Raw genomic sequence first — 25,888 nt, 5'->3', positions numbered from 1 at the left:
TTGAAACTTATATTGTAGTTACAAATGTTTAAAACATATTTAAATTTAGCCGAAATTTAGCTAAAAATTAGCTTTTTTACGATTTTTTGGCGGACACGCAGCGCGCGGGGCGGCTAAAATTTTAAAAATTTTAAGTATAATTTCGCAAAGCTTGAGGCTAAATTTAAGCGAAAATGAGCGAGGATAAAAATGGCGAAAGTTAAAACCACGATTTTTGAGTGCCAGCACTGCGGCAATCAGCAAAGCAGATGGCTCGGCAGATGCCCCGACTGCGGCGCGTTTGATAGCTTCGTCGAACTCAAGCCCGCTCAGATCAAAGCGCTAAAAGAGATCGAGGGCGAGCTTGCCCGCGCCTCGTCCGCAAGCGCCAAAGCGATCAGCGAGATACAGATCGAGCAAATTTCGCGCATCGACACCAAGGATAGCGAGCTAAATTTAGTCCTCGGAGGCGGCGTCGTGGAAGGCTCGCTCGTGCTAATCGGCGGCAGCCCCGGTATCGGAAAATCCACGCTACTGCTTAAAATCGCGGCAAATTTAGCAAGCGACGACCGCGCCGTGCTTTACGTGAGCGGCGAGGAGAGCGCCAGCCAGATCAAAATGCGTGCGCAGCGGCTAGGCGCGATAAGCGAGCAGCTGTTTTTGCTCACCGAGATAAATCTGGGCGCCGTGCTTGAAGAGGTGGAGCGCAGGGATTATAAATTTATCGTCATCGACAGTATCCAGACGCTTTTTAGCGACAAAGCCTCCTCTGCGCCGGGCTCGATCACGCAGGTGCGCGAGATCACGTTCGAGCTGATGCGACTTGCTAAAGCGCGCGGGATTTCGATCTTCATCATCGGCCACATCACCAAAGAGGGCTCAATCGCGGGCCCGCGTATACTAGAGCATATGGTGGACGTAGTGCTGTATTTCGAGGGCGATGCGAGCAAGCAGCTTAGAATTTTACGCGGTTTTAAAAACCGCTTCGGGGCTACGAGCGAGGTGGGGATTTTCGAGATGGGGCCGCACGGGCTCGTAAGCGCCAAGGATGTCGCGAGTAAATTTTTCACGCGCGGCAAGGCGGTAAGTGGCTCGGCGATCACGATCACGATGGAGGGTACGCGCGCGCTCGTCGTGGAGATCCAAGCGCTCGTGTGCGAGAGCGGCTACCCCAAGCGCAGCGCTACGGGCTTTGATAAAAACCGCCTCGATATGCTTCTAGCGCTACTTGATCGCAAGCTTGAGATCGGGCTTGGCGGATACGACGTCTTCGTAAACGTAAGCGGCGGCGTAAAGATCACCGAAACGGCGTGCGATCTAGCCGTCGTCGCGGCGATCGTAAGCAGCTTCAAAAACCGTCCGATCAGCAAAGAGAGCGTCTTCATCGGCGAGGTGAGTCTAAACGGCGAGATCAGAGAGATCTTCAACCTCGATGCGCGCCTGAAGGAAGCCTCGATGCAGAAATTTAAAAACGCGATCGTCCCGATGAAGCCGCAAAACGCGCAGGGGCTTAAAATTTTTCACGCTACCGAGATCACGCAAATTTTAGATTGGATGTGAGGCGGCGCGCTTCTTAGCCTCGGTTTAGCGGGCGGCGCAAGCGAGCGGAAATGGACTTTGAGCGGCAAGGGACGCGTTGCTTTTGCATGGGCGCGGTGAAGGGCGCAAGTGCGCCGCTTTTTGCATGGCTCGCAAGCAAGCGCAAATGAGCTTGATCGCTAAAGCGCGATTTTTGGAATTTCACGTATCGTAGCGGCTCAAAAATTCGTTTGAGCTTTAAAACGGCTCGGCAATGGTGCGGTTAAATTTTAATCATTCGCGCCCCATCCCAGGCCAATACAAGGCGAGCGCTTTGCGGCGCAAATTTTAAAATTTTGCCTCAATGTGGCGCAAAGCCAAGCCCGATAGGTCCTTGCGTCGCGCAAAATTCTATCGCGGCGCGCAGGACGTATCGCATAGGGCTAAGAGCCGGTAAAATTTTAGCAGCGCTAAGCTCTCATGCGCGGGCACGACGCGGATACCACAAGCAAAGTATCGCGCGCCGAGCCGAATGGGCGCTGCCGTAGCACGTCGCAACCCGAAAAGGCTTGCTAGCGAGACGCTATGCAAGCCAAAGCGCGCAGTTCCACCTCACGTAGCCAAAAGACAGAGCCCGAGAGACGGCAAGATAGCAACGCAACGAGAGCGCGATGAAATTTTAACGTAGGCCGCATAAGCCGTTGGCAAAGCCTAATTCTACAGACAGGCTCCGCGGATAAAATTTCATAAATTTAAATGGAAAGGTGCGTATGAGCCCAAACGCAATCGTTAAATTCGTCATTTTGTTTTTCATCAGGGCGCAAAGCTTAAACGTCAAATTTAGCAGGCTCGATGCCGTCGTATCGCACGCTTACGCTAAATACGGGGCGCTCTTTAAACTAAGCGTGCCGCTACTTGCAGCAGCATCGGTATTTGCGCTGTTTAACCTATACGATTTTGCCAAAGCAAACTACGCGCTGACAATCTTTTTACTCGCTTTGGGCTCGCCCCTGCTTGCGTATAGCTTTTTTAAGGCGATAAAATCGGCGATGACCTTCGCGCTATTTGTGATCCCCTTTGCGGCGGTGTTTGCGATCATCGCGGTGACGGGTGCGCAGAAGCTTGATAACTCGCTAAATTTTAACATCGTCTTTCCGCTATTTTTCACCCTCGTGTGGTTTGCGATGTCGGTGATCGCAGATGAGGACGTGGCGCAGATCATGAATAAGATCGTATCGAAGCTCTCGACGCTTTTTGTGACGATTTTCATCCTTTACAACTACGAGGCGCTACATGGGATTTTAACCGCGAGCGCGAGAGGGTATCGAGCGAGCGAGGATGAGTTAAGCGCGCTTGATCTGGTGTTTATGACGATTAGATTTTTCACGCTGCCTTCGATTTTTACGTTGATGATTTTTGAGATCAAAGATTATCTTTTTATCAGATACGACGCGTTCGTGCAAGCTCAGCAGGAGCGCATGGAGGATTTAAAAAATTCCAAGGGCTCGAAGTAAAATTTAAAGTTTAGCTTGATCTAATTTTGCGCGCCTTAAATGCTCGCAAATACTAAAGACTGCGACTGACGTGTGTATGCCGGGCTTCGGCGCGGCGGCGGGACTAATAAAATTTGAAATGAGGTTTTAGGACAAAATTTTGATATGGAATTTTAATGACACGCCGGTTATGCGCGGGTTAGAATTTAAAGCCGCGAAGCTTCAAATCCCGACCCACAATCAAAATTTAAAATTCTAAAAGAAGCTGTATATGTCGTCTAAAAGGAAGTATTTTTTATCGACGGTGCCTTTGTAGAAAGGCTCGAAAGTATCGTTATATGCCTTTTTGAAAAAGCCCTCTTTGCTGAGTGAGATGAGCGCTTGATTAACGGCTTCTGCGAGATCTGCGTTGCCCTTTTGCATCGCGATGCCTAAAAATACGTTCTCGCCGAGGCTTTTGATATTAACCTCGACGCTAGGATCTGCGACCGGATAGACCATCACAAATAGATTATCGTCGCACGCGCCGTCGATCTCGCCGCTCTTTAACCGCTTGTAGCAATCGGAGGAATTTTTGCAATACACTAGATTGTAGCCGCCGTCCTTTTGCATAAACGCTTCGCCCGTCGAGCCGCGAATGACGCCTACTTTCTTACCTCGCAGATCGCTTATTTTTTGGATATTGTCGCTTTTTCTGGTTAAAACTCCGGAATTTACCGAAAGATAGGGCATCGAAAACTCATAATTTTTCTTTCTCTCCTCAGTAACGCTTGCAGCCGCGATAAGCATATCTGCCTGATTATTTTGAATGGACGGAAAGCGCGCTTGCGCCGATACCGGTATGAGCTCGATCCTGCCGCCGGTATCGCCTAAAATTTTGCCTCCGATTGCATTAGCAAGCTCTACGTCAAAGCCCTCAAAGCCGTTATCCGTAACTCTACTAAATGGAGGCTCATTTTCATAAACAGCGATACGAATGACTTTACTCTGCTTTATTTGGCTTAAAGAATTCGCAAGCGCAAAGATGCAAGATAAAACAATTAAAAACAGTGATTTTTTCATTTCAAATTCCTTTTTTATTAAAAAAAGCTGTAAAGATCGTCGAGTAAGAAATATTTTTTATCGACGGTGCCTTTATAGAAGGATTCAAAAGTATCCTCGTAAGCCTTTTTGAAAAAGCCCTCTTTGCTAAGCGCGATCAAGCCTTTATTGATCGCTTCTAGCAGCTCCGCGTTACCCTTTTGCACCGCGACGCCCAAGAATACATTATCGCCTAGATTTTTGATATTGACTTCGACTGCAGGATCTACGATCGGATAGACCATTACAAAAAGGTTGTTGTTGCAATACCCGTCGATCTCGCCACTTTTTAATCTCCTATAGCAATCGACCGAATCGTTGCAATAAGAAACATTATAACCGCCGTCCTTTTTGATATACGCTTCGCCGGTAGTCTTGCGGATGACGCCGATCTTTTTGCCCATCAGATCGCCTATTTTGTGAATATTTGAGTCTTTTTTCGTTAAAATTCCCAAATTTACCGTAAAATACGGCATCGAAAAATCTACGCTGCCCTTACGCTCTTCAGTGATACTTGCAGCCGCGATTATCATATCGGCTTGGTTGTTTTGCAGCATCGGAAAACGCACTTCGTTTGTTACCGGTATGAGCTCGATACGACCACCGCTGTTACCGAAAATTTTACCGGCTAGCGCATTGGCAAGCTCGACCTCAAATCCCTCAAAGCCTTTCTCGCTCGACTTACTAAAAGGCGGCTCATTTTCATAAACGCCCACTCTGATAACCTTGCTTTGCTTTATTTCGCTTAAGGAATTCGCAAAAACAAAGATCGCCGACAATAGAATAAGAAAAAATGACTTTTTCGTAATTTCCTCCTTGAATTTTAAATTTTTCGTAATTGTAATGTAAATTTTCTTAAAATTTCATTTTACTAGAACCGAAACTATTCCCTAAATTACGAGCTTAGCGATAAAATTTCGCAACTAAAATTTCTAAGCATAATGATAGAGGCTTTTTAAATTTTGCTGCCTTGCGCCAAGCTCCGCCTGCTCTCATTAAATTTTAGCGCTTCGCTATAAAATTCTGTGCGTCTATTAGCGCCATAAAAATAGCGCGCTGCTGCGAAATTCTATGGAATTTTATAAATTCTGTAACGACGCGTTAGTAAAATCTTACAATCTAAACCAAGCTCGCAAAGTCGGACAAAATAGCAAGGCTATGCGAGCCCTTTAAATTTTACCTGGCGAGAGCACACAGCTATGCTTACTGCAAGCAAATGCAGGCGTGCTGTACCGCTACGACCGCCTAAACTAAGCTATAAAGATCATCCAGCAAGAAATATTTTTTCTCCGCAGTGCCCTTATAATACGGCTCGATCGCCTCATCATAGGTCTTTTTCATAAAGCCGTCTTTACTAAGCTTAATTAACTCGCCGTTTAAGAACTCAAGCAGATCCTTATTGCCCTTAGAAACCGCAATGCCCAAGAAATCCGAAACGCCCAAATTCTTAATATTTACTTCAGTGTCGCTATCTACGACCGCGTAGGCAAGAACTAATAAATTATCGTGTGCAAAGCCAGCACCCTTGCCCTCTTTTAGAATTTTATAGCATTCGTGTGCAGTAGCGCAATTTATGATTTCAAAACCTTCTTTTTTAAAATATGCCTCGCTAGTCGTACCGCTTTCTGCAATGATCGGCTTATCGTGTAAATCAGACATAGTTTTGATCTTATCGCCCTTGCGGGTTAGCACGCCGATATTTACTGCGAAATACGGCGTCGTAAAATCGACCACCTGCTTACGCTCATTTGTGATCGTAAAGGTCGCAAGCACCATATCTACTTTATTTTCTTCCAACACTTTTAAACGCTCACTAGCCTTTACGGGTACGAATTCTACCTTGCCCGCTTTGCCACCAAATATATCTTTTGATAGCGCCTCGGCTAAAGTCACCTCAAATCCTTGAAATTTGCCGTCTTCAAATTTACTAAAAGGCGGTTGCGCCTCAAATACGCCTACGCGCACACTGCCCGATTGCCTAATCTCAGATAGGGTATTTGCCACTACACTACTTGTAAATAGCAATAAAATTCCCAAAATTATCTTTTTCATATCGTTCCTTTAATTTGCAATGATTAGCCTAGCCGCGCATCTGCGTCGCTTCGGCAAGCCGTCTTAAGCCGGTCGTATATTATTCGCTCACTTCTCCTTTCGACATTTTTTAAAATTTCTTTACCTTTGAAATTTTGCGGCGCATTTTACGCAAATTTCATTTAAAATACATTTAATCTGCGCCGTGATTTAGATCCCAATCGATCTCCCCTAGGCCGTGCGCGCGCAGATATTCGTTGCATCTGCTAAAATGCTTGCAGCCAAAAAACGCCCCTCCTGCAAGCGGACTGGGATGCGCGGCGGTTAAAATGAGATGCCTCTGCGCATCAATCAGGGCCGATTTTGCTTTGGCAAAATTTCCCCACAGCATAAAGACCAGGCTTTGCCGCCTAGCGCTTAAAATTTTAATCACGGCGTCGGTGAAAATTTGCCAACCAAAGCCGCTGTGAGAGTTCGCGCGGTTCGCGCCCACGCTAAGGCTCGCATTAAGTAGTAGCACGCCCTGCTTCGCCCAGTAGCTCAGATCGCCGCTTTCAGGCTCGCTGATACCCAGATCGCTTTTAATCTCTTTGTAGATATTTACGAGGCTGGGCGGAATTCGCACGCCGTGCGGCACCGAAAAGCTAAGCCCCATCGCCTGATGCGCGCCGTGGTAGGGATCCTGCCCCAAAATCACCGCTCGCACCCGCTCAAACGGGGTGAGATTAAAGGCGTTAAAGATCAAATTTCCGGGTGGATAGACGATCTCGCGCGCCTTTGCGGCGAGTAGATTTTCTTTGATCTTCGCAAAATACTCGCTTAAAAATTCCTCCCTAAGCGCCTCTTTCCAACCGCTCTCAATCCTCACGTCGTCTAAATTTATCTGCATACCGACCCTTTAAATTTTAATAAATTAACGCTCTAATTTTACAATAAATTTTAAAAATAGTATCGCTCTTGCGCGTTGCTGCAATCAAAGGTGGATCGCACCGCCGCCGCAACCGATCCCGCCGACTTATAGGCGCCGTTATACGATCACGATCAAAAGCGCCATAAATAGCAGCAGGGCGATCGTCTTTTTATTATCGTTAAGCAAGCTCTGCGGATAAAAAGCAAACAAAATCGCGTAAGCAAAAAGCGCGATTGCGAACTCCCACGGGTTATTATCTCTGAATTTTAACCTATAAGCGACCCGAAAGCTATATGCGAAAGCAGCGATAAAATTTGAGCCGGTTTCATGCTGTCTTTGCGATCTCCTATTTCGTCTCAAGTCCATCGTATCGATATTTGCTCGCTTAAAAACGCTGCGATCTTAAAATTTTACTCCATCGTTTCTTGCGGCTTTTAAAATTTCATCGCGCGGGCTTGCTTCTAAGGCCGTAATACGGATAATCCATCGCCGCAGCGGCAGCCTCGCGTGCAGAGCCGCCCGCAAATTTCTCGATCACGCAAAGACCAAGCTCGATAGAGCTGCTCACGCCGCCTGCAGTGATGATCTCGCCTCCTGCGGGCAGGCTTTCGCGCACGAGCCGCTCGTGCACCACGTCCGCGCAGTAAGGCGCCAGCAGATCGTAGCAAAACGGATGCGTGGTCGCGCGCCTACCTCGCAAAAACCCCGCCGCGCCCAGAAGCAGCGAACCGGTGCAAACGCTAAACTTATACTTCGCATCGCGCGCGGTTGCGAGCCACGAGATGAAGCCCGCATCGTCTTTAAGGCGGCGCGTCGCCATACCGCCGGGCACAAAAACCGCATCAAAGCCGCCTAGATCCGTCGTGATCTCGCCCACGTCGATCGTAAGGCCGCCGCTGTCCGAAACCTGCCGCTCGCGCGAGCAAAACCTCATCTCAAGCTGCGGGCGGACGGCTTTGAGCCTTAGCATACAATCGTAAAATCCCACAAAATCGAGGTGCGTCTGTCCGCTAAACATCACAAGCGCTAGGTTTTTCATGATCCGTCCTTTAAAATTTATCGCTCGCCTATGAGCTTTCGGCGCGGCGCCGCTGCAATTCTCGGCGCTGCAAGTCGTAAAATGCGCGGCGGCTAAATTTTGATACCGCAGGTCGCTAAAAACCCGCTCAAATAAATTTTAAATTTTACCCGCATTAAAAATTTGCAGAATTTTACCGCCCGCGAATAAAATTTTAAAAGCAAATTTAAAATTTTGCGCGCCTTTTATTCCGCTTTACTCAGACCTGCAAAAGCCCGCAAGCCCGCATAATGCAGCCTTTTTGAAACATTTTGTAATTCCAAATTCCAAATCCCCTCGTCGTATTTCCATTCAAACGGCGTTTTGCGGTTTTCGTAAATTTTACGAGCCTGATTATTTACCTCTTTGGTGAGCTTCGCGATATTCAAAGCCTTGCCCGCCTCGCTCATCATCAAATGCCAGTTGTCCAAATCGGCGGGGTCGTCGGTGTGGATAGATTTCTCTCGCGGCAGATAATACACAAAATCGCTTGTATCAAAAGGAAATAAAGTATGGCACAGCGCAATGCCGTAAATATCTTGAGCAAATACGGTCGGAAGCTGCTCGTCCGAATAGCCGAAGGTAGAAACGTATAAAAAGCTGCGCAAAATGCTCGCTAAATTTCTACAGACCGGCGCAAAGGCGTATCTGCATGCCTGCTGCGTTAAGGCGCCGTTTCGAATAAAACTTATGGCGCTATCGATCTCTTTTCTTCTTGCTTGCACGTATTTTATCTTTTTAAATCGCCAAGCTTGCAAAAGCTGTAAAGAATTGTCGATTGAACGCAGATGCTTGTCTCTTTTTTCATCCGCCGTGCCGCTTAACTCCGCGATCCTCGCAGCAGCCTGCCTCCAAAATGGGATCAGGGTTTTTACCCACTCCAGGTAGCTAAGATAAAGCGCGTCCGGCTCCTCTTTTTCAAAAGCCGCTCTCATCTGCGTAAGTTTTATCATCACAGCTCTCTTATATTAAAATTTTATCCCGCTCGCTACCCCTCGCCCTGCGTCTTCTCTCCGCTAGCCATGCAGCTTTGGAATATAAATTTATGCTCCTGCGGCAGCGCGTCGTAAATTTTACCCGCAAGCTCGCGGATCTCCCAAAGTGCCGCCTTACTAGAGCGCAGAGCGAGGAAGTTTTGCAAGCTACGCGCGTTTATGCTCCAGCTAAGCTCGCTCTTATAGCACTCGGGCAGGCAGTATTTGGCGATATCAAGGCTGATCGGGGTTTGTAAGATTACGCGCAGATTTTCAAGAGCCGCGATACTTGCATTATCGACCGCTTCGTTGCCGGTAAGCACGACGTATCGCGCGGCGTTTTCGAAGTCCCCTTGCGCGAAGCTGCCCTCGCCGCGCAATTCTTTGAGAGTGTAGCGCGTGGATTTTACGCTAAGGCTTGCTAGGCGGTGGCGCGCCAGCTCCTGAAGCAGCGCGCGTGAGATACCGCTGATGTAGAAGTTGTAGTAGAGGTGTTCGAGCGTGCTTGAGTGCTTGAGTTGGTTGCCGACGCGATCTATTAGCGCTAGGTCTTTGGCGCCGCCGCAATCGCCGCGCTCGAAGCTCTGCCAGCAGGTGCGGATCGCGTTTGAACAGACCCAAAGCGGAGTGAAATTTAGAAGTTTGACTTGCATGATTATCCTTTGAAATTTTAAGCGCATTTTAACGCTATCGCACTTTTAAACCGATAAAATTTCGCAAAACGACGCTTTTAATAAACAAAGCTCGCGCCTAAGCTTTGCGAGAAGAAATGCTTCATTTTATCTTTTTTTGCTGCCGCCGCGAGAGATTAAAATTTCATCCAGCTCGTAGCGCGTGTGCGGGTATTTGCTAGGCTCACCACGCCCCAAAGCCACGACGATTGCAGGACGAAATTTCGCCTCTAAAGCGCAGAATTTTTCCAAAGCCTCGGCGTCAAAGCCGGTCATTATACACGAGCGCACGTCAAAGTCCTCGGCGATATTAGCGATATTTGCCGCTAAGATATAAAGCTGCTTGGTCGCGTAGTTCATCAGCGCTTCGTCGTCTAAGTCCGCAAATTTCGCGCAGAAATAATTCATCGCAGCTTCATATTTTTGCGGAGCGTTTGCACGACGGCGAACGGTGCGCTCTAAATACGCTTCGCCCACGCGCAGATCGTTACGCGCGATTAAAATCACGGCGTGCGAGCACTCAGCGACTTGCGGCTGGCTGTTGCAGGCTACGGAAAGCTCTTTTAGCTCGCAAGGATCCGAGACTATCATCATCTTCCAAGGCTCTAATCCGCATGAGCTGGGACTTAAGCGCGCAAGATCAAGTATCTCGCGCACGAGCTCGCTATTTAGTTTATAGCTGCAAAATTTACGGCAGCTGTGGCGAGAGAGCATCACTTCTTTTATCGATTTCATTTTATCTCCTTTAAAATTCGCGGCATTATAGCGGGTTTGCCTAAATTCCACTCGGCTAGCTTGGCGAGTTAAGCTAGATTTTGCTAATATTGCCCTTTCAAATTCCGCTACAAGGCATAATATGAATGATAAATTTACGCGCATCGGCTTTATCTTGGCAGTCGCAGGCAGCGCCGTAGGGCTCGGTAATGCGTGGAAATTCCCCACTTTAGTAGGCACCAACGGCGGCAGCGCATTTATCTTGCTATATCTTTTGCTGACGCTTTTGGTTAGCTTCGTGATTTTTTTAGCCGAGATCGTCATCGGCAGGCTAAGCGAAAGTGATCCAGTGCGCGCATTTGAAAAGCTCGCGCCCTCATACAAAGGCGCATGGAAATACGCGGGATTTTTTATGATTAGTGCGCTTTTGATCTATGCTTTTTACAGCGTCGTAATGGGTTGGATCCTAAAATACGTGGTCTCAAGCGCTTTTTATCTGCCAAAAAGTATAGATGAAAGTGGCGCAGCGTTTAAAGAGCTTTTAGGTAGCGACTTTTTAAGCGTGGCGATATGCTTTACCATAGCGTCGGCGTTTTGCTTTTTCATCGTATCTAAAGGTGTCAAAAGCGGCATCGAGCGACTTAATGTCTGGATGATGCCCGCACTATTTATTTTGCTGGTTTTGATGCTAATTTACGCCGCGAGTTTCGATGGATTCGGACGTAGCGCGAAATTCTTACTGGTGCCAGATTTTTCCAAGCTTAATAAGGATAGCGTTCTTTCGGCGCTAGGACTTGCGTTTTTTACGCTTTCGCTGGGCGTTACTACGATTATGACTTATGCTGCAAGCCTGCCTGCGCGAACCAATATCCTAACCTCAAGCATAAATATCGTCTGCATTAATGTCCTAATCGGCGTGATGATGGGACTTATCGTCTTTACTTTCATCTTTGAATTCGGCGGCGATCCCAAAGCGCAAGGCCCAGGGCTAGTGTTTGTCTCGCTGGTGGTACTTTTTTCAAAGCTCGGTGCGATCGGAAACATCCTAGCCTTTTTATTTTTTACCTCGCTGTTATTCGCGGCGATTACTTCTGCAATTTCGATGCTGGAGCCTGCGATTTATTATCTCGTAAACTCCCGCAAGCTAAGCCGAAAGCGCGCTTCACTTTTAGTTTTTGCCGTGACGTATGTTTTAGGGATATGCTGCATTTTAGGTTATTACGGGGGTACGAGCGAATACTTTAGCCTAGGTGGCAAGAGCTTTTTTGACATGCTTGATTACCTAACCTCGAATATCTTAATGCCTCTTAGCGGCATAATCGTGGCGATTTTCGTAGGATTCGTGATCAAAAAACGAGCCGTCGAAATTCTACTGCGTCCATATATGGGACGAATGGGCTTTAAGCTGTGGTATTTCATGCTATTGCGCTTCGTGGCGCCAGTCGCGATCGTAGTGATAGCACTCAATCAGCTAAAAATTTTAAATTTTTAAATTTTGTAAAGCAGGTGGATAACATGGATTTAAAATTTGGCGCTAAAGCAGTCCAAAAGTAGCGAGTCAAATTTCATAGCGAACTTGCCGCGATCCGTGAGCCTTGCAGCGATAGTTTAAAATTTTATGTTTAGATAGAGGAAGATCAAAGTATGTAGCGGCAATCAGCTTTCGGCGCGACCGCGGCAACCTGTATGGCGATCGGTGCGCGCGGCAAAGGCGTCGTAGCACAGCCGTGTCTGATCGCGCTGTGGAATTTTAAAATTCTAAACCGAGACGGTTGGTGCGCAGCCGCCGCGATAGTTTATGACGTGGTCTATGCAATCTGCCACAGAAACGGCGCGTAAAATTTTGTGGTGACCCGCGCGAAATTGCGCTTGGAATTTTAAAATTTAGCGCTAAAGCGGCGCGCGAACCCGCGATCCGTCTAATAGACGACCGATCCGTCGGAACAGCGCAAGGATCGCGTATTGCGGCTTGAAATTTTAAAATTTTACGCTCTGACGGCTCGGAGCGATAGGCAAAATTTCATAGCGAGTTTGCGGCGATCCGTGAGCGGCCATGGCGGCTGTCAAAAATCGCGCTTGGAATTTTATGTCTAGATAGGAGCATGCGGCGACCGCAATCAGCCTTCGACGACCGCGCTAACCCGCGCGGTAACCTGCGCAAAACCGCGGCAAAGGCGTCGTAGCGTAGCCGCATCTGATTGCGCTGCGGAATTTTAAAATTCCGTAGCTTTAAAATTTAAAAAATCATCGGAGAGAAAATGAACGATAAATTTAGCAAAATCGGCTTCATACTTGCCGTCGCAGGCGGCGCGGTGGGGCTTGGCAACGCATGGAAATTCCCCACCCTCGTGGGTCAAAACGGCGGCAGCGCCTTCGTGCTTTTATATCTCGCGCTCACGCTGGGCGTGGGCTTTAGCATATTCTTAGCCGAGATGGCGCTAGGCAGGCTAAGCGGGAGGGATCTGCCGAGCGCATACGAGACGCTGGCACCGCGCGGCGGACGCAAATGGCGCGCGGGAGGCGTTTTCATCGCGGGCGGCATGCTGGTGCTGTCCTTTTACCTCGTCATCCTCGGCTGGGTGATCCGATATATCTTTTTGGGCTTTTCTCCGCTGCCCGCAACCGCCGAGGAAGCGGGCGCCGTCTTTGACGATCTCATCTCGCATTCGCTAGTCACCAGCCTGGGCTTTTACGCACTTGCGCTCGTGCTGACGCTATCCGTCGTCGCGCGCGGTATCAAAAGCGGTATCGAGCGGCTAAACGTCGTGATGATGCCGCTTCTTTTCGTGCTGCTGCTCGCGATGCTTGCGTATGCGTGCACGATGCAAGGCTTCGGCGCAGCGGCGAAATTTCTTTTCTACCCCGATTTCGGCAAAATCACCGTTAATTCCGTCCTATCCGCGCTCGGGCTCGCGCTCTTTACCCTGTGCGTGGGCGTCGGCTGTATCGCGGCATACGCGGCGTCGCTTAGCGAGGGGGTGCGGCTCGTGCGAAGCTCGGTAAACATCGTATTTATCAACATCGCGATCGGGCTGATGATGGGGCTCATCGTCTTTACCTTCATCTTCGAATTCCGCGCCGATCCCGCGCAGGGTGCGGGGCTTGTGTTCGTCTCGCTCACTACGATGTTTGCAAAAATGGGGCTAGCGGGACAGGTGCTTGAAGTCACGTTTTTCGTCTCGCTCTTTTTCGCGGGGATCACGAGCGCGGTTTCGATGATCGAGCCTTTCGTCTTCTATCTCATCGGCAGATTTAAAATTTCGCGCCTGCGCGCAGTCTGCATCTCGGGGTGCGCCATAGCGGTGCTAGGCGCATGCTCGCTGCTATCGATGCACGCGGATTATGCGAGCAAGCTTAAGTTTTTCGGCGCGAGCTTTTTTGACTGCTTGGATTTCGTAAGCTCAAACGTTATGCTGCCTCTGGGCGCGCTAACCTCGGCGATCTTCGTGGGCTTTGTGATGGATGCACAGCGTCTACGCGGGCTTTTCGGCGCCGATATGGGTGAGCTGGGATTTAAAATTTGGTACTTTTCGCTGCGCTTCGTAGCGCCCGTCGCGATCGTGATCATAATGGCAAATCTGCTGTTTTTCGGCGGAAAATAGGAAGCGAACGGAATAGATAGGAGTGAGCGAAATTTCACGCGATAAATCGTGCGACAGATTTGCGCGGCGAAGCGGCACGCGGGATCGCGAATTTGCAACGTTTAGACGGCTCGGCTAAATCGTGTGCTGCGATCCGCGAAGCGCCCGAACAAAGGGCTTTGCGTAATTAAATTTTATGCGGTAAATATTGTGCGGTAAAATTTTACGCTTCGCTTCGTACCAAAAAGAGTCCAAACGTGCCTCTAGATTTAAAATTTACGCGTTGAAATTTCGCAACCCTCTCGGCAAAGCCTAAAAGCATTAAAATTTTACTACCCACTAGCATAACGAGCGCCGAAATGAGCCGTAGAAGCAGCGGGCTTGCTTTGCAGGAGCGATGAAAATTTTGCGGGTGCGACCTAAGCGGCTAGCGGCGCGCATTAGGACCGAATGAACCGTTTTAAAGCCGCACGATTTAAGCCGTCCTTAGCGCGCTAACACTTGCCCGCTTTTTTAAGCAGAGCGTTGCAGTTACCACTTTTGGAACCTACAGTACCGCCTGCGCCAACAATTTTTGTGCAAAGCACGTCAGAATCAACTACTATAACGGATGAAAAATAGCAACGATATAAATCCCCGTTTTTGCTCCTGACCTTATAATGTACTGAGTCGATCTCACTTTTTACTGAATCAGGCACAACCGTTAGATTTGATTTATCTATACCAGTTGCCATTTCAGCGCGATCTAAGAGTGTCGCCTCACTAGTCATTGGCTTTTTTATAAAACCACAACCACCTAAGACGGAAGCGGCTGCAAAAGACACGGCTAAAGTAAAAAGACTTTTTGAAACCGGATATTTCATCGTTTTTCCTTTTAATTAAAATATAGATAAATTATAACGCCGTCCCAATTTAAATCTCCTTAAAATATGGATTAAACTGCTATTTTAAAATTTTAAAACGTGGCTAGTAAAATTTAAACGTAAATAGCAAGCTTAGATGTGGGATTCATAATTTTAATCTTGTCGCAGCTGAAGTGCGCACATCGCCCAAATGAGGCTACGGACAAAATAGGCAGGACTACGACGCCGTGATTGAACTCCATGTAAAATGAATACCGCATTTTACTCGCAATTTAAAAACATAGCAATAAATACTATCGGTCGCTTCAAAAGCGCTAAAATAGATAGCAATATAGGGTATAGTATTATAATTTTATTATTCCAATCTATTCAATATAAATGGAGCGACAAATCTAGAACCTCCATAACTTAAATGATCTCTATCATTATATAATATTACATTATCTTTAGAGATATAGCAACTATCTTCATCGCAAAATGGTTCAAAAAGGTCATAGACTTTAACTGATGGATAATCTTTTATAATCCTTTTTATTATACTATTATACTTTTTTTGGCCTCCCGAATATTCTTTTGGGAAAACGCACTTATTTCTACCTATAGCTCTAATAGATCTTATGGCACACTTTGAAGGGTCATAAGGCAAGTGCGGTGAATCTAATAAAATTAAAACCTCTTTTTTACTTTTTAATAATAAATCTAGCGTTCTTCTAATGCCATCTTCCAATATTTTATCGACATCTTTTTCTTGTAAATTCTCCATATCTTTTGCATCTATATAGGAACAATCAGGATTATGCCCTAATATTACGGTTTTGATATTTGGATCTTGAAATATAAAATTATATGCTGAATTTATAAGTTGATAAGCGTTTTTTCTAACTCTAACTATATTGGGATCAATATCACTAGTGCCACTAGAAATATTTATAAATGGTGCAGCACAACTTGCAGGAAATAAAGCAACGCCGTCTTTAGTTTTCTCTGCAATACCTAAATATAAATGATTGGCATGAGAATCGCCTATGATCGCAATCTTATTCCCAAAAGGTTTTTGCATCATACATTCGTGATCGGTTATCTTCGACCAATCAGGAAAATACTTTTTACAATTCTGAGCGCTATCATGTAAAAATTCAGTAGGGTCAGGCTGGGTAATCGAAATTGAGTTTACATTTTTACCGTTTCTTAGATAAATAATATACCCCGAAATCCCAATTAAGACAATCATGGCAAATAATATAGGAATTTTAAATTTAAAATTATTTTTAAAGCGCAATGGTCTTTCTATAAATTTATATGTAATCCAAGCCAAAACAACGGATAAGAAAACACAAGATATTCTTATGGTTCTATTAGGGGTTTCGCTTTCTAAAATTCTAGCAAACGATAATAACGGCCAATGCCATAAATATAACGGAAAGCTAATAAGCCCAAACCAAACTAAAATTTTATTTGATAATATCTTTTGGCTGATATAAGCCCCCCCCCATTAGAACCTGCGATAATAATAAAAATAGAACCTAGAATAGGTATTATTGCCCATTTACCCGGAAATGGCATAGTCTTAGATATATGCAAAAATCCATATATAAGTATGGAAATACCTATAAAGGCACATACATTAGACAAAGATCTGCCATCATTTGGAATGCCTTCTCTATATATAATTTTTGAAAAGTAATGATCTATCCTTAATTTAAAATTTTTAATAGTATTATTTTTATGTATATTTAACCATGCCAAAACAGCACCAGACAAAAGTTCCCAGAAACGCGTCTGCGGCGAATAAAATGTAGCTACTAAATCTTGTTTTATACCTTTTAGATTTAAAATAAAAGAAATTAACAGAATAATAACCGATATAGTTAGCAAATTAAATTTTTTCTTCCATAAAAACCATAATAAAAAAGGCCAAATTATATAGAATTGTTCTTCTATGCCAAGGCTCCATAGGTGTAGTAGCGGTTTAGTTTCAGCAGAGTTATCGAAATATCCGGCTTCGCTCCATAATATGAAATTTGCAATAAACCCTGCTCCGCCGGCCGTATGCTTACCAAGCTGCTTATACTCCTCCGGCAATAAAGCAAACCATCCGAAAATAAGACATGCGAATAATACGACGAAAAGTGCCGGATAAATTCTTTTAATACGTCTAGCATAAAATTCATAGAAACTAAATGTTCCTTTTTCTAAATTATTAAAAATAATCGTAGAAATTAAAAATCCAGATATTACAAAAAATATATCTACACCTATAAAACCGCCACTTATTTTATTTGGAAAAGCATGAAAAGCCACAACAGATAAAACGGCTATTCCTCTTAAACCGTCTATATCTGGTCTATACTTTGGATGCTGTAAATCATTACTCATAGAATTACTCACTTATATTGTTTAATTTTTATAGATTTAAGCTCATAGAGAGTATGTTGTACTCAAAAAAATGAGCTGACCTATTCCTCCACAACCGAAATCCTTGACTATCTCTTATCAAAATCTAAGTCGTTTACATAAAACCTAACGCAAGAATAATAAAGCATTAAATTTCATAACGAATCAATTTAATAAAATTTAGCCGTTCATTATAGATAGCAACTCGGTGTTGTCTTTGGTTTTTAGCATCTTGGCGTATAAAAATTTCAGCGCCTCGACGTCGTCCATCGTCGAGATAGCCGAGCGCAGCGCCCAGATCTTTTGCAGATTTTCGCTGCCTTGCAAAAGCTCCTCTTTGCGCGTGCCGGACTTTGTAATGTTGATCGCGGGGTAAATTCTACGATCCGAGATGTTGCGATCGAGGATGATCTCGCTGTTGCCCGTGCCTTTGAACTCCTCGAAGATCACGTCGTCCATTCGCGAGCCGGTCTCGATGAGTGCGGTAGCGACGATGGTAAGCGAGCCGCCGTTTTCGATATTTCGCGCCGCACCGAAGAAGCGCTTCGGTTTATGCAGGGCGTTTGCGTCCACGCCGCCGCTTAGGACTTTGCCGCTGCTAGGCGTGACGGTGTTGTAGGCGCGCGCAAGGCGAGTGATGCTATCGAGCAGGATGACGACGTCCTTGCCGTTTTCGACGGCGCGTTTTGCCTTTTCGATGACGAGCTCGGCGACGCGGACGTGGTTGAATGCGGGCTGATCGAAGGTCGAGCTAAACACCTCGCCGCGCACGCTGCGCTCCATATCGGTCACCTCCTCGGGACGCTCGTCGACTAGCAGCACCAAAAGCTCGACCTCGGGGTGGTTGCGCGTAATGCCGTTGGCAAGCTCTTTCATCAGCTCCGTTTTACCGCTACGCGGAGGCGCCGTGATGAGCCCGCGCTGCCCCTTGCCGATCGGGGTAAAAAGATCGAGCACGCGACCGGTAAGGTGCATAGGATCGTATTCGAGCTTGAGCTTTTCGGTCGGGAAAAGCGGCGTGAGATTATCAAATAGCGGGCGCTCTCTGGCCTCTTGAATCGATTTATAATTGATCGCCTCAATCTTTAAGAGCGCGTAGTACTTCTCCTGATCCTTCGGCTCGCGCACCTGGCCCGTGACGATGTCGCCGACGCGTAGGGCGAATTTACGGATCTGGCTTAGGCTCACGTAGGCGTCGTTGGCACTGTCGCTTAAATTTGAATCTATGCCGCGCAAAAAGCCGTAACCCTCGGCGGTAACCTCCAAAATCCCCGTAAAAAGTATAAAGCCGCCCTGCTTCGTCTGCATGCGTAAAATTTCAAAAACGAGAGCTTGGCGGCGGAATTCGCGCGGGTTTTCGACGCCCAGCTCGTCTGCTATGGCGATGAGATTTTCAAGATCCATCGAGCGGAGCTCCTCGATCTGGTAGCCCTCGACGGGAACGTGCGTTTTAGCGTAAGTTTTTCTGCCGTTTTGATTAGAATTTGAAACGGCGGTCTGAGCGGAATTTTGATTTGTATTTTCCATTTGTCCTCTTAGAGTGTGAAGTTATTAAATTTGGTTTTAAAAAGTTGCGAAATTTAAAATTTAGTTTTCTTTATAAGCACCGAACCTTAAAATTTTTTGTTGTCTTCTGCTGATGAGCTCGTCTATGCTAAGATCGTCTAGCTTGTGCAGCTCGGTTAAGACGTAGTTTCCAAGCGCTTTTATCGCGCCGTCTTTATCTCTGTGGGCGCCCGTTTTAGGCTCTTTGATCACGTCGTCGATCAAGCCCAGCTCTTTTAGCTCCTCGGCGGTGATCTTTAGCGCTTTCGTAGCGGCCTCGCTCTTACTTGGATCGTTCCACAAAATCGCGGCACAGCCCTCAGGAGAGATAACTGAAAAAATTGAGTTTTGAAGCATCGCCAGCCGATCAGCCACGCCGATAGCCAAAGCTCCGCCGCTACCGCCCTCGCCTATAACTACGGCGATCGTAGGCGTTTTAATATCGCTAAGCTCATATAGATTTCGCGCGATTGCTTCGCTTTGACCGCGCTCCTCGGCACCAAGTCCCGGATATGCGCCCGGAGTATCGATCAAAAATAGAATCGGAAGGTTAAATTTCTCGGCAAGTTTTGCTACGCGCAGTGCCTTGCGATAGCCCTCCGGATGGGGCATGCCGAAATTTCGCTTCAGCTTGTTTTTGGTACCGCGACCCTTCTGCTCGGCAATCACGGCAATTTTACGGTTACCCATAATGCCCAGATAGCACACGATCGAAGGATCGTCTCTAAAGGCGCGGTCGCCATGAAGCTCCCTAGCGTCTTGCAAAAGCGCACGAATATAATCGATCGCGTAAGGGCGATCCGGGTGGCGCGCAAGCTGAAGTCTTTGGTATTCGTTTAAATTTTTATAAACTTTGGAAATTTCTTTTTCGAGGTTCTTATTTAAAATTTCGACCGCATCCTCATCGCCGCGAATTTTTGCAGCGGTAATGTCCTCGTCGATCTGCTTTATAGACTTTTCGAAGTCCAGATAGCTCGCCATCAATCTACTCTTTTGAAAATAAGCGATGCGTTCGTGCCGCCGAAGCCGAAGTTATTGCTCATAACACAATCGAGTTTGGCCTTCCTAGCTACGTTTGGCACATAGTCCAAATCGCAATCGGGATCTTTTGAAATTTGATTTATCGTAGGCGGTATGATGCCGTTTTGCATCGCTAAAAGACTGATCGCAGCCTCTACCGCTCCGGCAGCGCCCAGGCAATGTCCTAGCTGGCCCTTGGTGGAGCTGACCGCAGGCACCTTCCCCTCGCCGAAAAGCTCTTTTAAAGCCGCGGTTTCGTTTTTATCGTTTATCGCGGTGGACGTTCCGTGAGCGTTGATATAATCAATCTTCGGGCGTCCCGCCATTTCGTAGGCCTTTTTCATAGCGCGGATCGGGCCGTCTAGGCTAGGCGAAGTGATATGATAAGCATCGCCGCTAGCGCCGAATCCTACGAGCTCGCCGTAAATTTTAGCGCCGCGCGCTTTTGCGTCCTCTAGCTCTTCTAAAACTAAAGCCGCCGCGCCTTCACCCATCACAAAGCCGTTTCGTTCCGCATCAAACGGACGCGAAGCATGCGCGGGATCGTCGTTTCTAGCGCAAAGCGCCTTCATCGCAGCAAATCCGCCGATACCCACGGGACAAACCGCAGCCTCGGCTCCCACTGCAAGCATCTTTTTCGCTTCGCCGATCATAATAACTCTCGCAGCGTCCATAATCGCATGCGCAGAAGCCGCACAAGCCGTAACGCTGGATAAATTCGGACCTTTTAATTTATAATATATAGAAACAAAGCCGCCGAGCATATTTACTAACGCAGAGGGGATAAAAAACGGAGAAATTCGCCTAGGGCCGCGCTGCAAGCAGGTATTGGCATTTATCTCGATATTCGGCAAACCGCCGATACCGCTAGCGGAGCTAACGCCGAATTCGTCGCTATCAAAACCGCTAAATTTAGCGTCCTCTATGGCTTCGCCCGCGGCTTTAAGCCCGAGTTGGATAAATCTATCCATCTTTTTTATCTCTTTTCCATCCTCGATTATGCTCGAAGGATCGAAACCTTTTACTTCAGCTGCAATTTGAACCGGAAATTCGCTAGCGTCAAAGAGCGAAATTTTATCAACCCCGGTTTTTCCGTTACAGATATTTTCAAAACTGCTCTGTTTGTCAAGCCCGAGAGAGGTTATCATCCCGATGCCCGTTACTACGACTCGTTTCAAAACCGCTTCCTTAAAATTTTATTTCTTAGGCAAATTTTCTATATAATCTACTACGTCTTTAATGCTTACTAATTTTTCGGACTCGCTATCAGGGATCTCGATACCGAATTTCTCCTCTAAAGCCATTACTAGCTCAACTACGTCAAGAGAGTCCGCGCCCAAATCTTCGATAATTTTAGAGTCAAGTTTAACCTGATCCGGGCTAACGCTGAGTTGCTCTACAACTACGTCTCTTACATCTTCAAATACTGCCATTTTAGCACTCCTTTAAAAAAATACCGCGTAATTCTATAATATTTAACCTTAAATTCCGCTATTTAACGCTACATATAGAGCCCGCCGTTGATCTTAAGCGTCTCGCCCGTAATGTAGCCCGCGCCGTCGCTGAGTAAAAACGCAACTCCTTCGGCGACGTCGCTCGTGCTTCCGAGGCGCTTAAGCGGGATGCTCGCTTCGTAGCTTGCTTTTACGTCGTCGCTTAGCGCATCCGTCATATCCGTAGCGATGAAGCCCGGAGTTATGCAATTAAAGCGGATGCCGCGCGCTGCGCCCTCTTTTGCGAAACTCTTACTCATCGCGATCATTCCGCCCTTGCTCGCGCTGTAATTGACCTGCCCCGCGTTGCCCATTTCGCCTACAATCGAGGCGATGTTTACGACCGCGCCGAAGCGCTTTTTACTCATTAGCTTTAAAGCTTCACGACAGCCAATGAAGGCGCTGCTTAAATTTGCTTCAATCACGCCCATGAAGTCTTCCAGCTTCATCCTAAGCGCGAGCTTGTCGTTCGTGATGCCCGCGTTATTTACGAGATAGCTTAGCTCGCCGTCGCTTTGCGCGATCAGGGCAATCGCCTCGCTAAATTCCGCCTCGTTCGTCGCGTCAAATTTTATCACCGCACCCTCTCCGCAGTTTGCGCGGATCTCCTCTAGCAGCGCGTCGGCAGGCTCAGGTGCAGAACGATAATTGATCCACACCTTAAGCCCATAGCCCGCTAAAGTCCTTGCGATCTGCGCGCCGATACCGCGGCTTGCGCCCGTGATTAAAACATTTTTCCCGCTAAATTTCATACTTGTCCTTTTATTAAAATTTTAATCTCTAGCGTAAATTTATCCAAATTTACCTAAATTTTAGCAGTTTAAATCTGCTCGCGAGCTGCGCCGTTTAAATTTCAAAATAGCGCTTCTTCCATCTCCGCAGGCTTTGGCAGCCCCATTAGCTTTAGCACGGTCGCTGCGACGTTGCTAAGCCCAAGTCCGCTTTTTAGTTCACGCACGCCCTCGCCCGCGACGAAGCAAAATACGTCAAAGGTCGTGTGGTTGGTTAAAATTTCGCCGTCAGCGTCTCGCATCGCCTCGCAGTTGCCGTGATCGCTGATCTGGACATAGGCGTAATCGTGCGCCTTCGCCGCGCTTAAAATTTTACCGATGCACTCATCCACTGCTTCGACCGCCTTTACCGCGGCGTCATAATTGCCTGTATGACCGACCATATCGCCGTTTGCGAAATTTACGACGATGAAATCGATCCCCGCTTCGATGCCGCGGATCACCGCGTCGCACACCGCGGGCGCGCTCATCTGCGGTTGCTCGTCGTAGGTTTTTACTTTCGGGCTTGGGATCAGCACGCGAGTTTCGTTCGGCAGCGGCTCCTCGACGCCGCCGTTAAAGAAAAACGTCACGTGGGCGTATTTTTCGGTCTCGGCGGTGTGAAGCTGCGTAAGACCGGCTTCCGCGATCACTTCGCAAAGCGTGTTTTTAAGCACAGGCTTCTCAAAAAGTAGAGGAAATTTAAAGCTCGCGTCGTATTCGCTCATCGTGATTAAATTTTGCACGACGAACTTCCGCTCAAATTCGCCGAAACTCTCATCGCCCAAAGCCGCGCAAAGCTCTCTAGCGCGATCGTTTCTAAAATTTATAAAGATCACTCCGTCATCCGCGCCGATACCGCTAAATCCGTTAAAGCTCGCAGGCTCGATAAACTCGTCGCTCACGCCGCGCTCGTAGCTTTGCAGTATATACCTGCTAGGCGAAATTTCAAGCGGCGCCGCTTCGCCCATAAGCACGTCGTAAGCGCGCTTCACGCGGTCAAAGCGCTTGTCGCGATCCATCGCGTAAAAGCGCCCGCACACGCTAGCGACTTTAAATTTAGCCTGTAGATGCTTTAAAAATTCCGCTCCGCTGCTCGGCGAAACGTCGCGCCCATCGGTGATAGCGTGCGCCCAGGTCTCGCATCCAGCATTCTGCGCTATCTCGCAGATCGCGTCGAAATGGCGCAGGTGCGAATGCACGCCGCCGTCGCTGTAAAGCCCTATGACGTGCAGCCTGCGGCACTTTGAAAGCAGGCTTTGCAGCGCTTCGTTTTTCTCAAGCGAGCCCTCATCAATCGCGCGATCGATTTTGACTAGGTTTTGATACAGAATTCTACCGCTTCCGATCGTCATATGCCCTACTTCGCTGTTTCCCATCTGCCCCTGCGGCAAGCCCACGGCAAGCCCGGAAGTACGCAGTAGCGTATTGGGCACGTTTTTAAAAAGATAATCATAGGCGGGCTTTTTTGCGTTTGCGAACGCGTTAAATTTATCGCTCGCGTTAAAGCCGATACCGTCGGTGATAAGTAAAATCGTCTTTTGCCCCATTTTGGCTCCTAAATTTCGTCTAAATTTCGCCGCGCTGGCCTTTTAAGGCAGGTCTGCGGCGCTGTTTTTACGAGCGGCATTATACTTTTTTTTGGCAAATGCGGCAAAATTTCATCCGCCCTAAAAGCTAAATTTTACCTCTTTTATACTAAAATGCGCGTTTTCATATAAAATTTCATAAAATTTAAAAGGTAGACTTTGTTTTATTATCTCTATCATCTTACGAATATAAATTTTTTCCAATACATTACCGCGCGCGCAGGACTTGCGTTTTTTATCGCTTTTTGTTTTTCGGTCTGGGCTATGCCGCGGTTTATCCGCTGGGCGCAAAATAGACACGCCGCGCAGCCCATCTATGATTTGGCGCCGCAAAACCATCAGAAAAAGAACAAAACCCCGACGATGGGCGGGCTCGTTTTCGTTACCGCCGCGGTGTTTGCAAGCCTGATGTGCGCCAAGCTAGACAACGTCTTCGTGCTCTGCGGCTTGCTCTGCCTTACGGGCTTTGCGTTCATCGGTTACAAAGACGATATCTCTAAAATTTTAGGCCGACGCAACCACGCAGGCCTCAGCGCACGAGCCAAATTCGCGCTACAAAACGTCCTGGCACTTTTGATCGGAGGGACGCTTTATGCTTTTAGCGACCTGGGCGGGGAATTTTTCGTGCCGTTTTTCAAATACCCTCTACTAAATTTATGGATCTTCGCGCCGCTGTTTTGGACGATCGTGATAAGCGCAAGCTCAAACGCGGTAAATTTAACCGATGGCTTGGACGGGCTAGCGACCATTCCGTCGGTGTTTTCGCTCTGCAGCTTGGGCGTATTTGCCTATCTTTGCGGGCATGCGATCTACTCGCAATATCTCTTGCTACCGCGCGTCGCGGGCGCGGGCGAGGTCTGCATCATCGTCTCGGCGCTGATCGGCGCACTGCTTGGGTTTTTGTGGTTTAACTGCTACCCCGCAGAAGTCTTTATGGGCGATAGCGGCAGCCTCAGCGTGGGCGCGTTTTTAGGATACTGCGCGGTCATCACGAAAAACGAAATCTTACTCATAATGATCGGCTTCGTCTTCGTCATCGAAACGCTCAGCGTGATCTTGCAAGTGGGCAGCTTTAAAATTTTCAAACGCAGAATTTTCCTGATGGCGCCGATACACCACCATTTCGAGCTTAAAGGCTGGGTCGAAAACAAAATCATCATCCGCTTTTGGATCATCGCGCTGATCGCAAATATCATAGCGCTGACGTCGCTGAAACTGAGATAAAATGCGAGCGCAGATCAAGCCCAACTTCGAAACGGCGCGCGAAAAATACGGCGAAATTGCCGAGCTTAGCGCGGATGAGATAACGCAAATTTTATGGGGCAAAGGGGGAGAAAAATGAAAAAATCGCTATTTGGCTACGGGCTTACGACCAGAGCGATCGCCGAGCGCTGTCGCGACGAAGGCGGCTGGGAGATCTACGACGATAAATTTGAAATTTCTTCGGGCACACCTAAGCTGGATGAGTTCGGCAACGCGCTTTTAAACCCAAGCGAGTTCGATCCCGCCGCAAGCGAACTTGAAATCCCAAGTCCTGGCTTTCCGCCGCATCACGAGCTGGTACGAAAGGCACGGAATTTAATCAGCGAATACGATTATTTCAGCGATTACAAAGGTCTTAAAATTTGGATCAGCGGCACGAACGGCAAGACGACGACGACGAAGATGATGCAGCACCTGCTCGAGCGATATGGCTCGCAAATGGGCGGCAACGTGGGCGTCCCGCTTGCAAAGCTAAACAAAAGCGCTAAAATTTGGGTGCTGGAGACGAGCTCATTTACGCTGCACTACACCAAGCATGCGCGCCCCGACATCTACGTGCTGCTCGCGATCACGCCCGATCATCTCAGCTGGCACGGCGATTTTGCGGAGTATGAGCGTGCTAAACTCTCGCCGCTGTTAGCGATGCGCGAAGGCTCCGTGGCGCTGATCCCGCGCGCCTACGAAAGCTCTATCGCCGCGCAAAACAGCCTAGCTCGCGTGATCTGCTACGAAGACGAAGCGGATCTAGCGCAAAAATTCGGCATCGACCTGGGCGAAATAAAATTCCGCACGCCCTTTTTGATCGACGCGCTTTTGGCGCTGTGTGTGGAGAAAATTTTATTCGACAGATGCGACGTCACGCGACTGAACGACTTCGTGATCGAGGGCAATAAGCTGGAGGAATTTACCGACGCGCGCGGCAGGATCTGGGTCAATGACACGA

General features: G+C 47.5%; 26 protein-coding genes. 8 read left to right on the top strand and 18 right to left on the bottom strand.

Features of this window, described 5'->3' with window-relative positions; genetic code table 11:
* Positions 1-189: 189 nt before the first annotated feature.
* The 3 genes from radA to Q0238_RS02590 all read left to right on the top strand — a co-directional run bounded on the left by radA (position 190) and on the right by Q0238_RS02590 (position 3,011).
* On the top strand, positions 190-1,539 hold the full coding sequence (gene radA, locus Q0238_RS02600; RefSeq protein ID WP_297942657.1) for a DNA repair protein RadA: 1,350 nt from the start codon (positions 190-192) through the stop codon (positions 1,537-1,539).
* Positions 1,540-2,029: 490 nt separating this feature from the next.
* The gene (locus tag Q0238_RS02595) at positions 2,030-2,185 is read left to right on the top strand and encodes a hypothetical protein (RefSeq protein ID WP_297942655.1); all 156 of its coding nucleotides are present in this window, start codon (positions 2,030-2,032) and stop codon (positions 2,183-2,185) included.
* An 82-nt stretch (positions 2,186-2,267) separates the two neighbouring features.
* Entirely contained in the window at positions 2,268-3,011 is a 744-nt protein-coding gene (locus tag Q0238_RS02590) for a hypothetical protein (protein WP_297942653.1), read from the top strand.
* 234 nt (positions 3,012-3,245) lie between these two features.
* Here the strand turns inward: Q0238_RS02590 and Q0238_RS02585 are convergent, their stop codons facing one another.
* The 9 genes from Q0238_RS02585 to Q0238_RS02545 form a co-directional block, all read right to left on the bottom strand.
* Positions 3,246-4,052, bottom strand: a complete 807-nt coding sequence (locus Q0238_RS02585) for a transporter substrate-binding domain-containing protein (RefSeq protein ID WP_297942651.1) — start codon at positions 4,050-4,052, stop codon at positions 3,246-3,248.
* 17 nt (positions 4,053-4,069) lie between these two features.
* Positions 4,070-4,786, bottom strand: coding sequence for a transporter substrate-binding domain-containing protein (locus Q0238_RS02580; RefSeq protein ID WP_363317119.1), 717 nt, complete (start codon positions 4,784-4,786; stop codon positions 4,070-4,072).
* A 529-nt stretch (positions 4,787-5,315) separates the two neighbouring features.
* Positions 5,316-6,122, bottom strand: coding sequence for a transporter substrate-binding domain-containing protein (locus tag Q0238_RS02575; RefSeq protein ID WP_297942648.1), 807 nt, complete (start codon positions 6,120-6,122; stop codon positions 5,316-5,318).
* A gap of 172 nt (positions 6,123-6,294) precedes the next feature.
* Positions 6,295-6,990, bottom strand: coding sequence for a uracil-DNA glycosylase (gene ung / locus Q0238_RS02570; RefSeq protein WP_297942645.1), 696 nt, complete (start codon positions 6,988-6,990; stop codon positions 6,295-6,297).
* A 138-nt stretch (positions 6,991-7,128) separates the two neighbouring features.
* Complete coding sequence (locus tag Q0238_RS02565) at positions 7,129-7,371, bottom strand: hypothetical protein (RefSeq protein WP_297942643.1); 243 nt, start codon at positions 7,369-7,371, stop codon at positions 7,129-7,131.
* A gap of 82 nt (positions 7,372-7,453) precedes the next feature.
* Complete coding sequence (locus Q0238_RS02560; RefSeq protein ID WP_297942640.1) at positions 7,454-8,050, bottom strand: DJ-1/PfpI family protein; 597 nt, start codon at positions 8,048-8,050, stop codon at positions 7,454-7,456.
* 224 nt (positions 8,051-8,274) lie between these two features.
* Entirely contained in the window at positions 8,275-9,021 is a 747-nt protein-coding gene (locus Q0238_RS02555) for a hypothetical protein (RefSeq protein ID WP_297942716.1), read from the bottom strand.
* A 35-nt stretch (positions 9,022-9,056) separates the two neighbouring features.
* Complete coding sequence (thyX, locus tag Q0238_RS02550; RefSeq protein WP_297942636.1) at positions 9,057-9,695, bottom strand: FAD-dependent thymidylate synthase; 639 nt, start codon at positions 9,693-9,695, stop codon at positions 9,057-9,059.
* Between the two features lie 126 nt (positions 9,696-9,821).
* On the bottom strand, positions 9,822-10,448 hold the full coding sequence (locus Q0238_RS02545) for a nitroreductase family protein (RefSeq protein ID WP_297942633.1): 627 nt from the start codon (positions 10,446-10,448) through the stop codon (positions 9,822-9,824).
* Positions 10,449-10,569: 121 nt separating this feature from the next.
* On the opposite strand from Q0238_RS02545, the gene Q0238_RS02540 reads away from it, so the two are divergent.
* The 3 genes from Q0238_RS02540 (at position 10,570) to Q0238_RS02530 (ending at position 14,029) form a co-directional block, all read left to right on the top strand.
* On the top strand, positions 10,570-11,919 hold the full coding sequence (locus Q0238_RS02540) for a sodium-dependent transporter (protein WP_297942630.1): 1,350 nt from the start codon (positions 10,570-10,572) through the stop codon (positions 11,917-11,919).
* Positions 11,920-12,113: 194 nt separating this feature from the next.
* Entirely contained in the window at positions 12,114-12,266 is a 153-nt protein-coding gene (locus Q0238_RS02535; RefSeq protein ID WP_297942627.1) for a hypothetical protein, read from the top strand.
* A gap of 419 nt (positions 12,267-12,685) precedes the next feature.
* Complete coding sequence (locus tag Q0238_RS02530; protein ID WP_297942625.1) at positions 12,686-14,029, top strand: sodium-dependent transporter; 1,344 nt, start codon at positions 12,686-12,688, stop codon at positions 14,027-14,029.
* Between the two features lie 473 nt (positions 14,030-14,502).
* Here Q0238_RS02530 and Q0238_RS02525 read toward each other — a convergent pair whose 3' ends face one another.
* The 9 genes from Q0238_RS02525 to gpmI all read right to left on the bottom strand — a co-directional run bounded on the left by Q0238_RS02525 (position 14,503) and on the right by gpmI (position 23,643).
* On the bottom strand, positions 14,503-14,871 hold the full coding sequence (locus Q0238_RS02525) for a hypothetical protein (RefSeq protein ID WP_297942622.1): 369 nt from the start codon (positions 14,869-14,871) through the stop codon (positions 14,503-14,505).
* Between the two features lie 355 nt (positions 14,872-15,226).
* Complete coding sequence (locus Q0238_RS02520) at positions 15,227-16,186, bottom strand: SGNH hydrolase domain-containing protein (RefSeq protein WP_297942620.1); 960 nt, start codon at positions 16,184-16,186, stop codon at positions 15,227-15,229.
* A gap of 128 nt (positions 16,187-16,314) precedes the next feature.
* On the bottom strand, positions 16,315-17,247 hold the full coding sequence (locus tag Q0238_RS02515; protein WP_297942617.1) for an acyltransferase: 933 nt from the start codon (positions 17,245-17,247) through the stop codon (positions 16,315-16,317).
* 198 nt (positions 17,248-17,445) lie between these two features.
* Entirely contained in the window at positions 17,446-18,792 is a 1,347-nt protein-coding gene (rho, locus tag Q0238_RS02510; RefSeq protein WP_297942614.1) for a transcription termination factor Rho, read from the bottom strand.
* Positions 18,793-18,852: 60 nt separating this feature from the next.
* On the bottom strand, positions 18,853-19,791 hold the full coding sequence (gene accA / locus Q0238_RS02505) for an acetyl-CoA carboxylase carboxyl transferase subunit alpha (protein ID WP_297881080.1): 939 nt from the start codon (positions 19,789-19,791) through the stop codon (positions 18,853-18,855).
* Positions 19,791-21,008: a beta-ketoacyl-ACP synthase II gene (locus Q0238_RS02500; RefSeq protein ID WP_297942612.1), complete on the bottom strand. Its 1,218-nt coding sequence runs from the start codon at positions 21,006-21,008 to the stop codon at positions 19,791-19,793. The genes accA and Q0238_RS02500 overlap by 1 nt, the downstream gene beginning before the upstream one ends.
* 18 nt (positions 21,009-21,026) lie before the next feature.
* Entirely contained in the window at positions 21,027-21,263 is a 237-nt protein-coding gene (gene acpP, locus Q0238_RS02495; protein ID WP_005873350.1) for an acyl carrier protein, read from the bottom strand.
* Between the two features lie 68 nt (positions 21,264-21,331).
* Entirely contained in the window at positions 21,332-22,075 is a 744-nt protein-coding gene (gene fabG, locus Q0238_RS02490) for a 3-oxoacyl-ACP reductase FabG (RefSeq protein WP_297942610.1), read from the bottom strand.
* A 101-nt stretch (positions 22,076-22,176) separates the two neighbouring features.
* Positions 22,177-23,643: a 2,3-bisphosphoglycerate-independent phosphoglycerate mutase gene (gene gpmI, locus Q0238_RS02485; RefSeq protein WP_297942608.1), complete on the bottom strand. Its 1,467-nt coding sequence runs from the start codon at positions 23,641-23,643 to the stop codon at positions 22,177-22,179.
* Positions 23,644-23,841: 198 nt separating this feature from the next.
* Here gpmI and mraY point away from each other — a divergent pair, with 198 nt between their 5' ends.
* Positions 23,842-24,906 (top strand): phospho-N-acetylmuramoyl-pentapeptide-transferase, encoded by a 1,065-nt coding sequence (gene mraY, locus Q0238_RS02480; RefSeq protein ID WP_297942606.1) that lies wholly within the window; start codon positions 23,842-23,844, stop codon positions 24,904-24,906.
* Positions 24,907-25,020: 114 nt separating this feature from the next.
* The coding region (locus Q0238_RS02475; protein WP_297942603.1) for a Mur ligase family protein at positions 25,021-25,888 on the top strand (868 nt) is incomplete at its 3' end.

Origin of the sequence: uncultured Campylobacter sp. (genome assembly GCF_938045775.1) — a bacterium.
Classification (GTDB): Bacteria; Campylobacterota; Campylobacteria; order Campylobacterales; family Campylobacteraceae; genus Campylobacter_B.
The sequence above is the reverse complement of the archived record's forward strand: the minus strand, read 5'-3'. Positions and strand labels throughout refer to the sequence as shown.

Coding starts and splice junctions, on each gene's coding strand:
- radA (WP_297942657.1), top strand. CDS start 190: ATGGCGAAAGTTAAAACCACGATTTTTGAGTGCCAGCACTGCGGCAAT.
- Q0238_RS02595 (WP_297942655.1), top strand. CDS start 2,030: ATGGGCGCTGCCGTAGCACGTCGCAACCCGAAAAGGCTTGCTAGCGAG.
- Q0238_RS02590 (WP_297942653.1), top strand. CDS start 2,268: ATGAGCCCAAACGCAATCGTTAAATTCGTCATTTTGTTTTTCATCAGG.
- Q0238_RS02585 (WP_297942651.1), bottom strand. CDS start 4,052: ATGAAAAAATCACTGTTTTTAATTGTTTTATCTTGCATCTTTGCGCTT.
- Q0238_RS02575 (WP_297942648.1), bottom strand. CDS start 6,122: ATGAAAAAGATAATTTTGGGAATTTTATTGCTATTTACAAGTAGTGTA.
- ung (WP_297942645.1), bottom strand. CDS start 6,990: ATGCAGATAAATTTAGACGACGTGAGGATTGAGAGCGGTTGGAAAGAG.
- Q0238_RS02560 (WP_297942640.1), bottom strand. CDS start 8,050: ATGAAAAACCTAGCGCTTGTGATGTTTAGCGGACAGACGCACCTCGAT.
- Q0238_RS02555 (WP_297942716.1), bottom strand. CDS start 9,021: ATGATAAAACTTACGCAGATGAGAGCGGCTTTTGAAAAAGAGGAGCCG.
- thyX (WP_297942636.1), bottom strand. CDS start 9,695: ATGCAAGTCAAACTTCTAAATTTCACTCCGCTTTGGGTCTGTTCAAAC.
- Q0238_RS02545 (WP_297942633.1), bottom strand. CDS start 10,448: ATGAAATCGATAAAAGAAGTGATGCTCTCTCGCCACAGCTGCCGTAAA.
- Q0238_RS02540 (WP_297942630.1), top strand. CDS start 10,570: ATGAATGATAAATTTACGCGCATCGGCTTTATCTTGGCAGTCGCAGGC.
- Q0238_RS02535 (WP_297942627.1), top strand. CDS start 12,114: ATGGCGATCGGTGCGCGCGGCAAAGGCGTCGTAGCACAGCCGTGTCTG.
- Q0238_RS02530 (WP_297942625.1), top strand. CDS start 12,686: ATGAACGATAAATTTAGCAAAATCGGCTTCATACTTGCCGTCGCAGGC.
- Q0238_RS02525 (WP_297942622.1), bottom strand. CDS start 14,871: ATGAAATATCCGGTTTCAAAAAGTCTTTTTACTTTAGCCGTGTCTTTT.
- Q0238_RS02515 (WP_297942617.1), bottom strand. CDS start 17,247: ATGAGTAATGATTTACAGCATCCAAAGTATAGACCAGATATAGACGGT.
- rho (WP_297942614.1), bottom strand. CDS start 18,792: ATGGAAAATACAAATCAAAATTCCGCTCAGACCGCCGTTTCAAATTCT.
- accA (WP_297881080.1), bottom strand. CDS start 19,791: ATGGCGAGCTATCTGGACTTCGAAAAGTCTATAAAGCAGATCGACGAG.
- acpP (WP_005873350.1), bottom strand. CDS start 21,263: ATGGCAGTATTTGAAGATGTAAGAGACGTAGTTGTAGAGCAACTCAGC.
- fabG (WP_297942610.1), bottom strand. CDS start 22,075: ATGAAATTTAGCGGGAAAAATGTTTTAATCACGGGCGCAAGCCGCGGT.
- gpmI (WP_297942608.1), bottom strand. CDS start 23,643: ATGGGGCAAAAGACGATTTTACTTATCACCGACGGTATCGGCTTTAAC.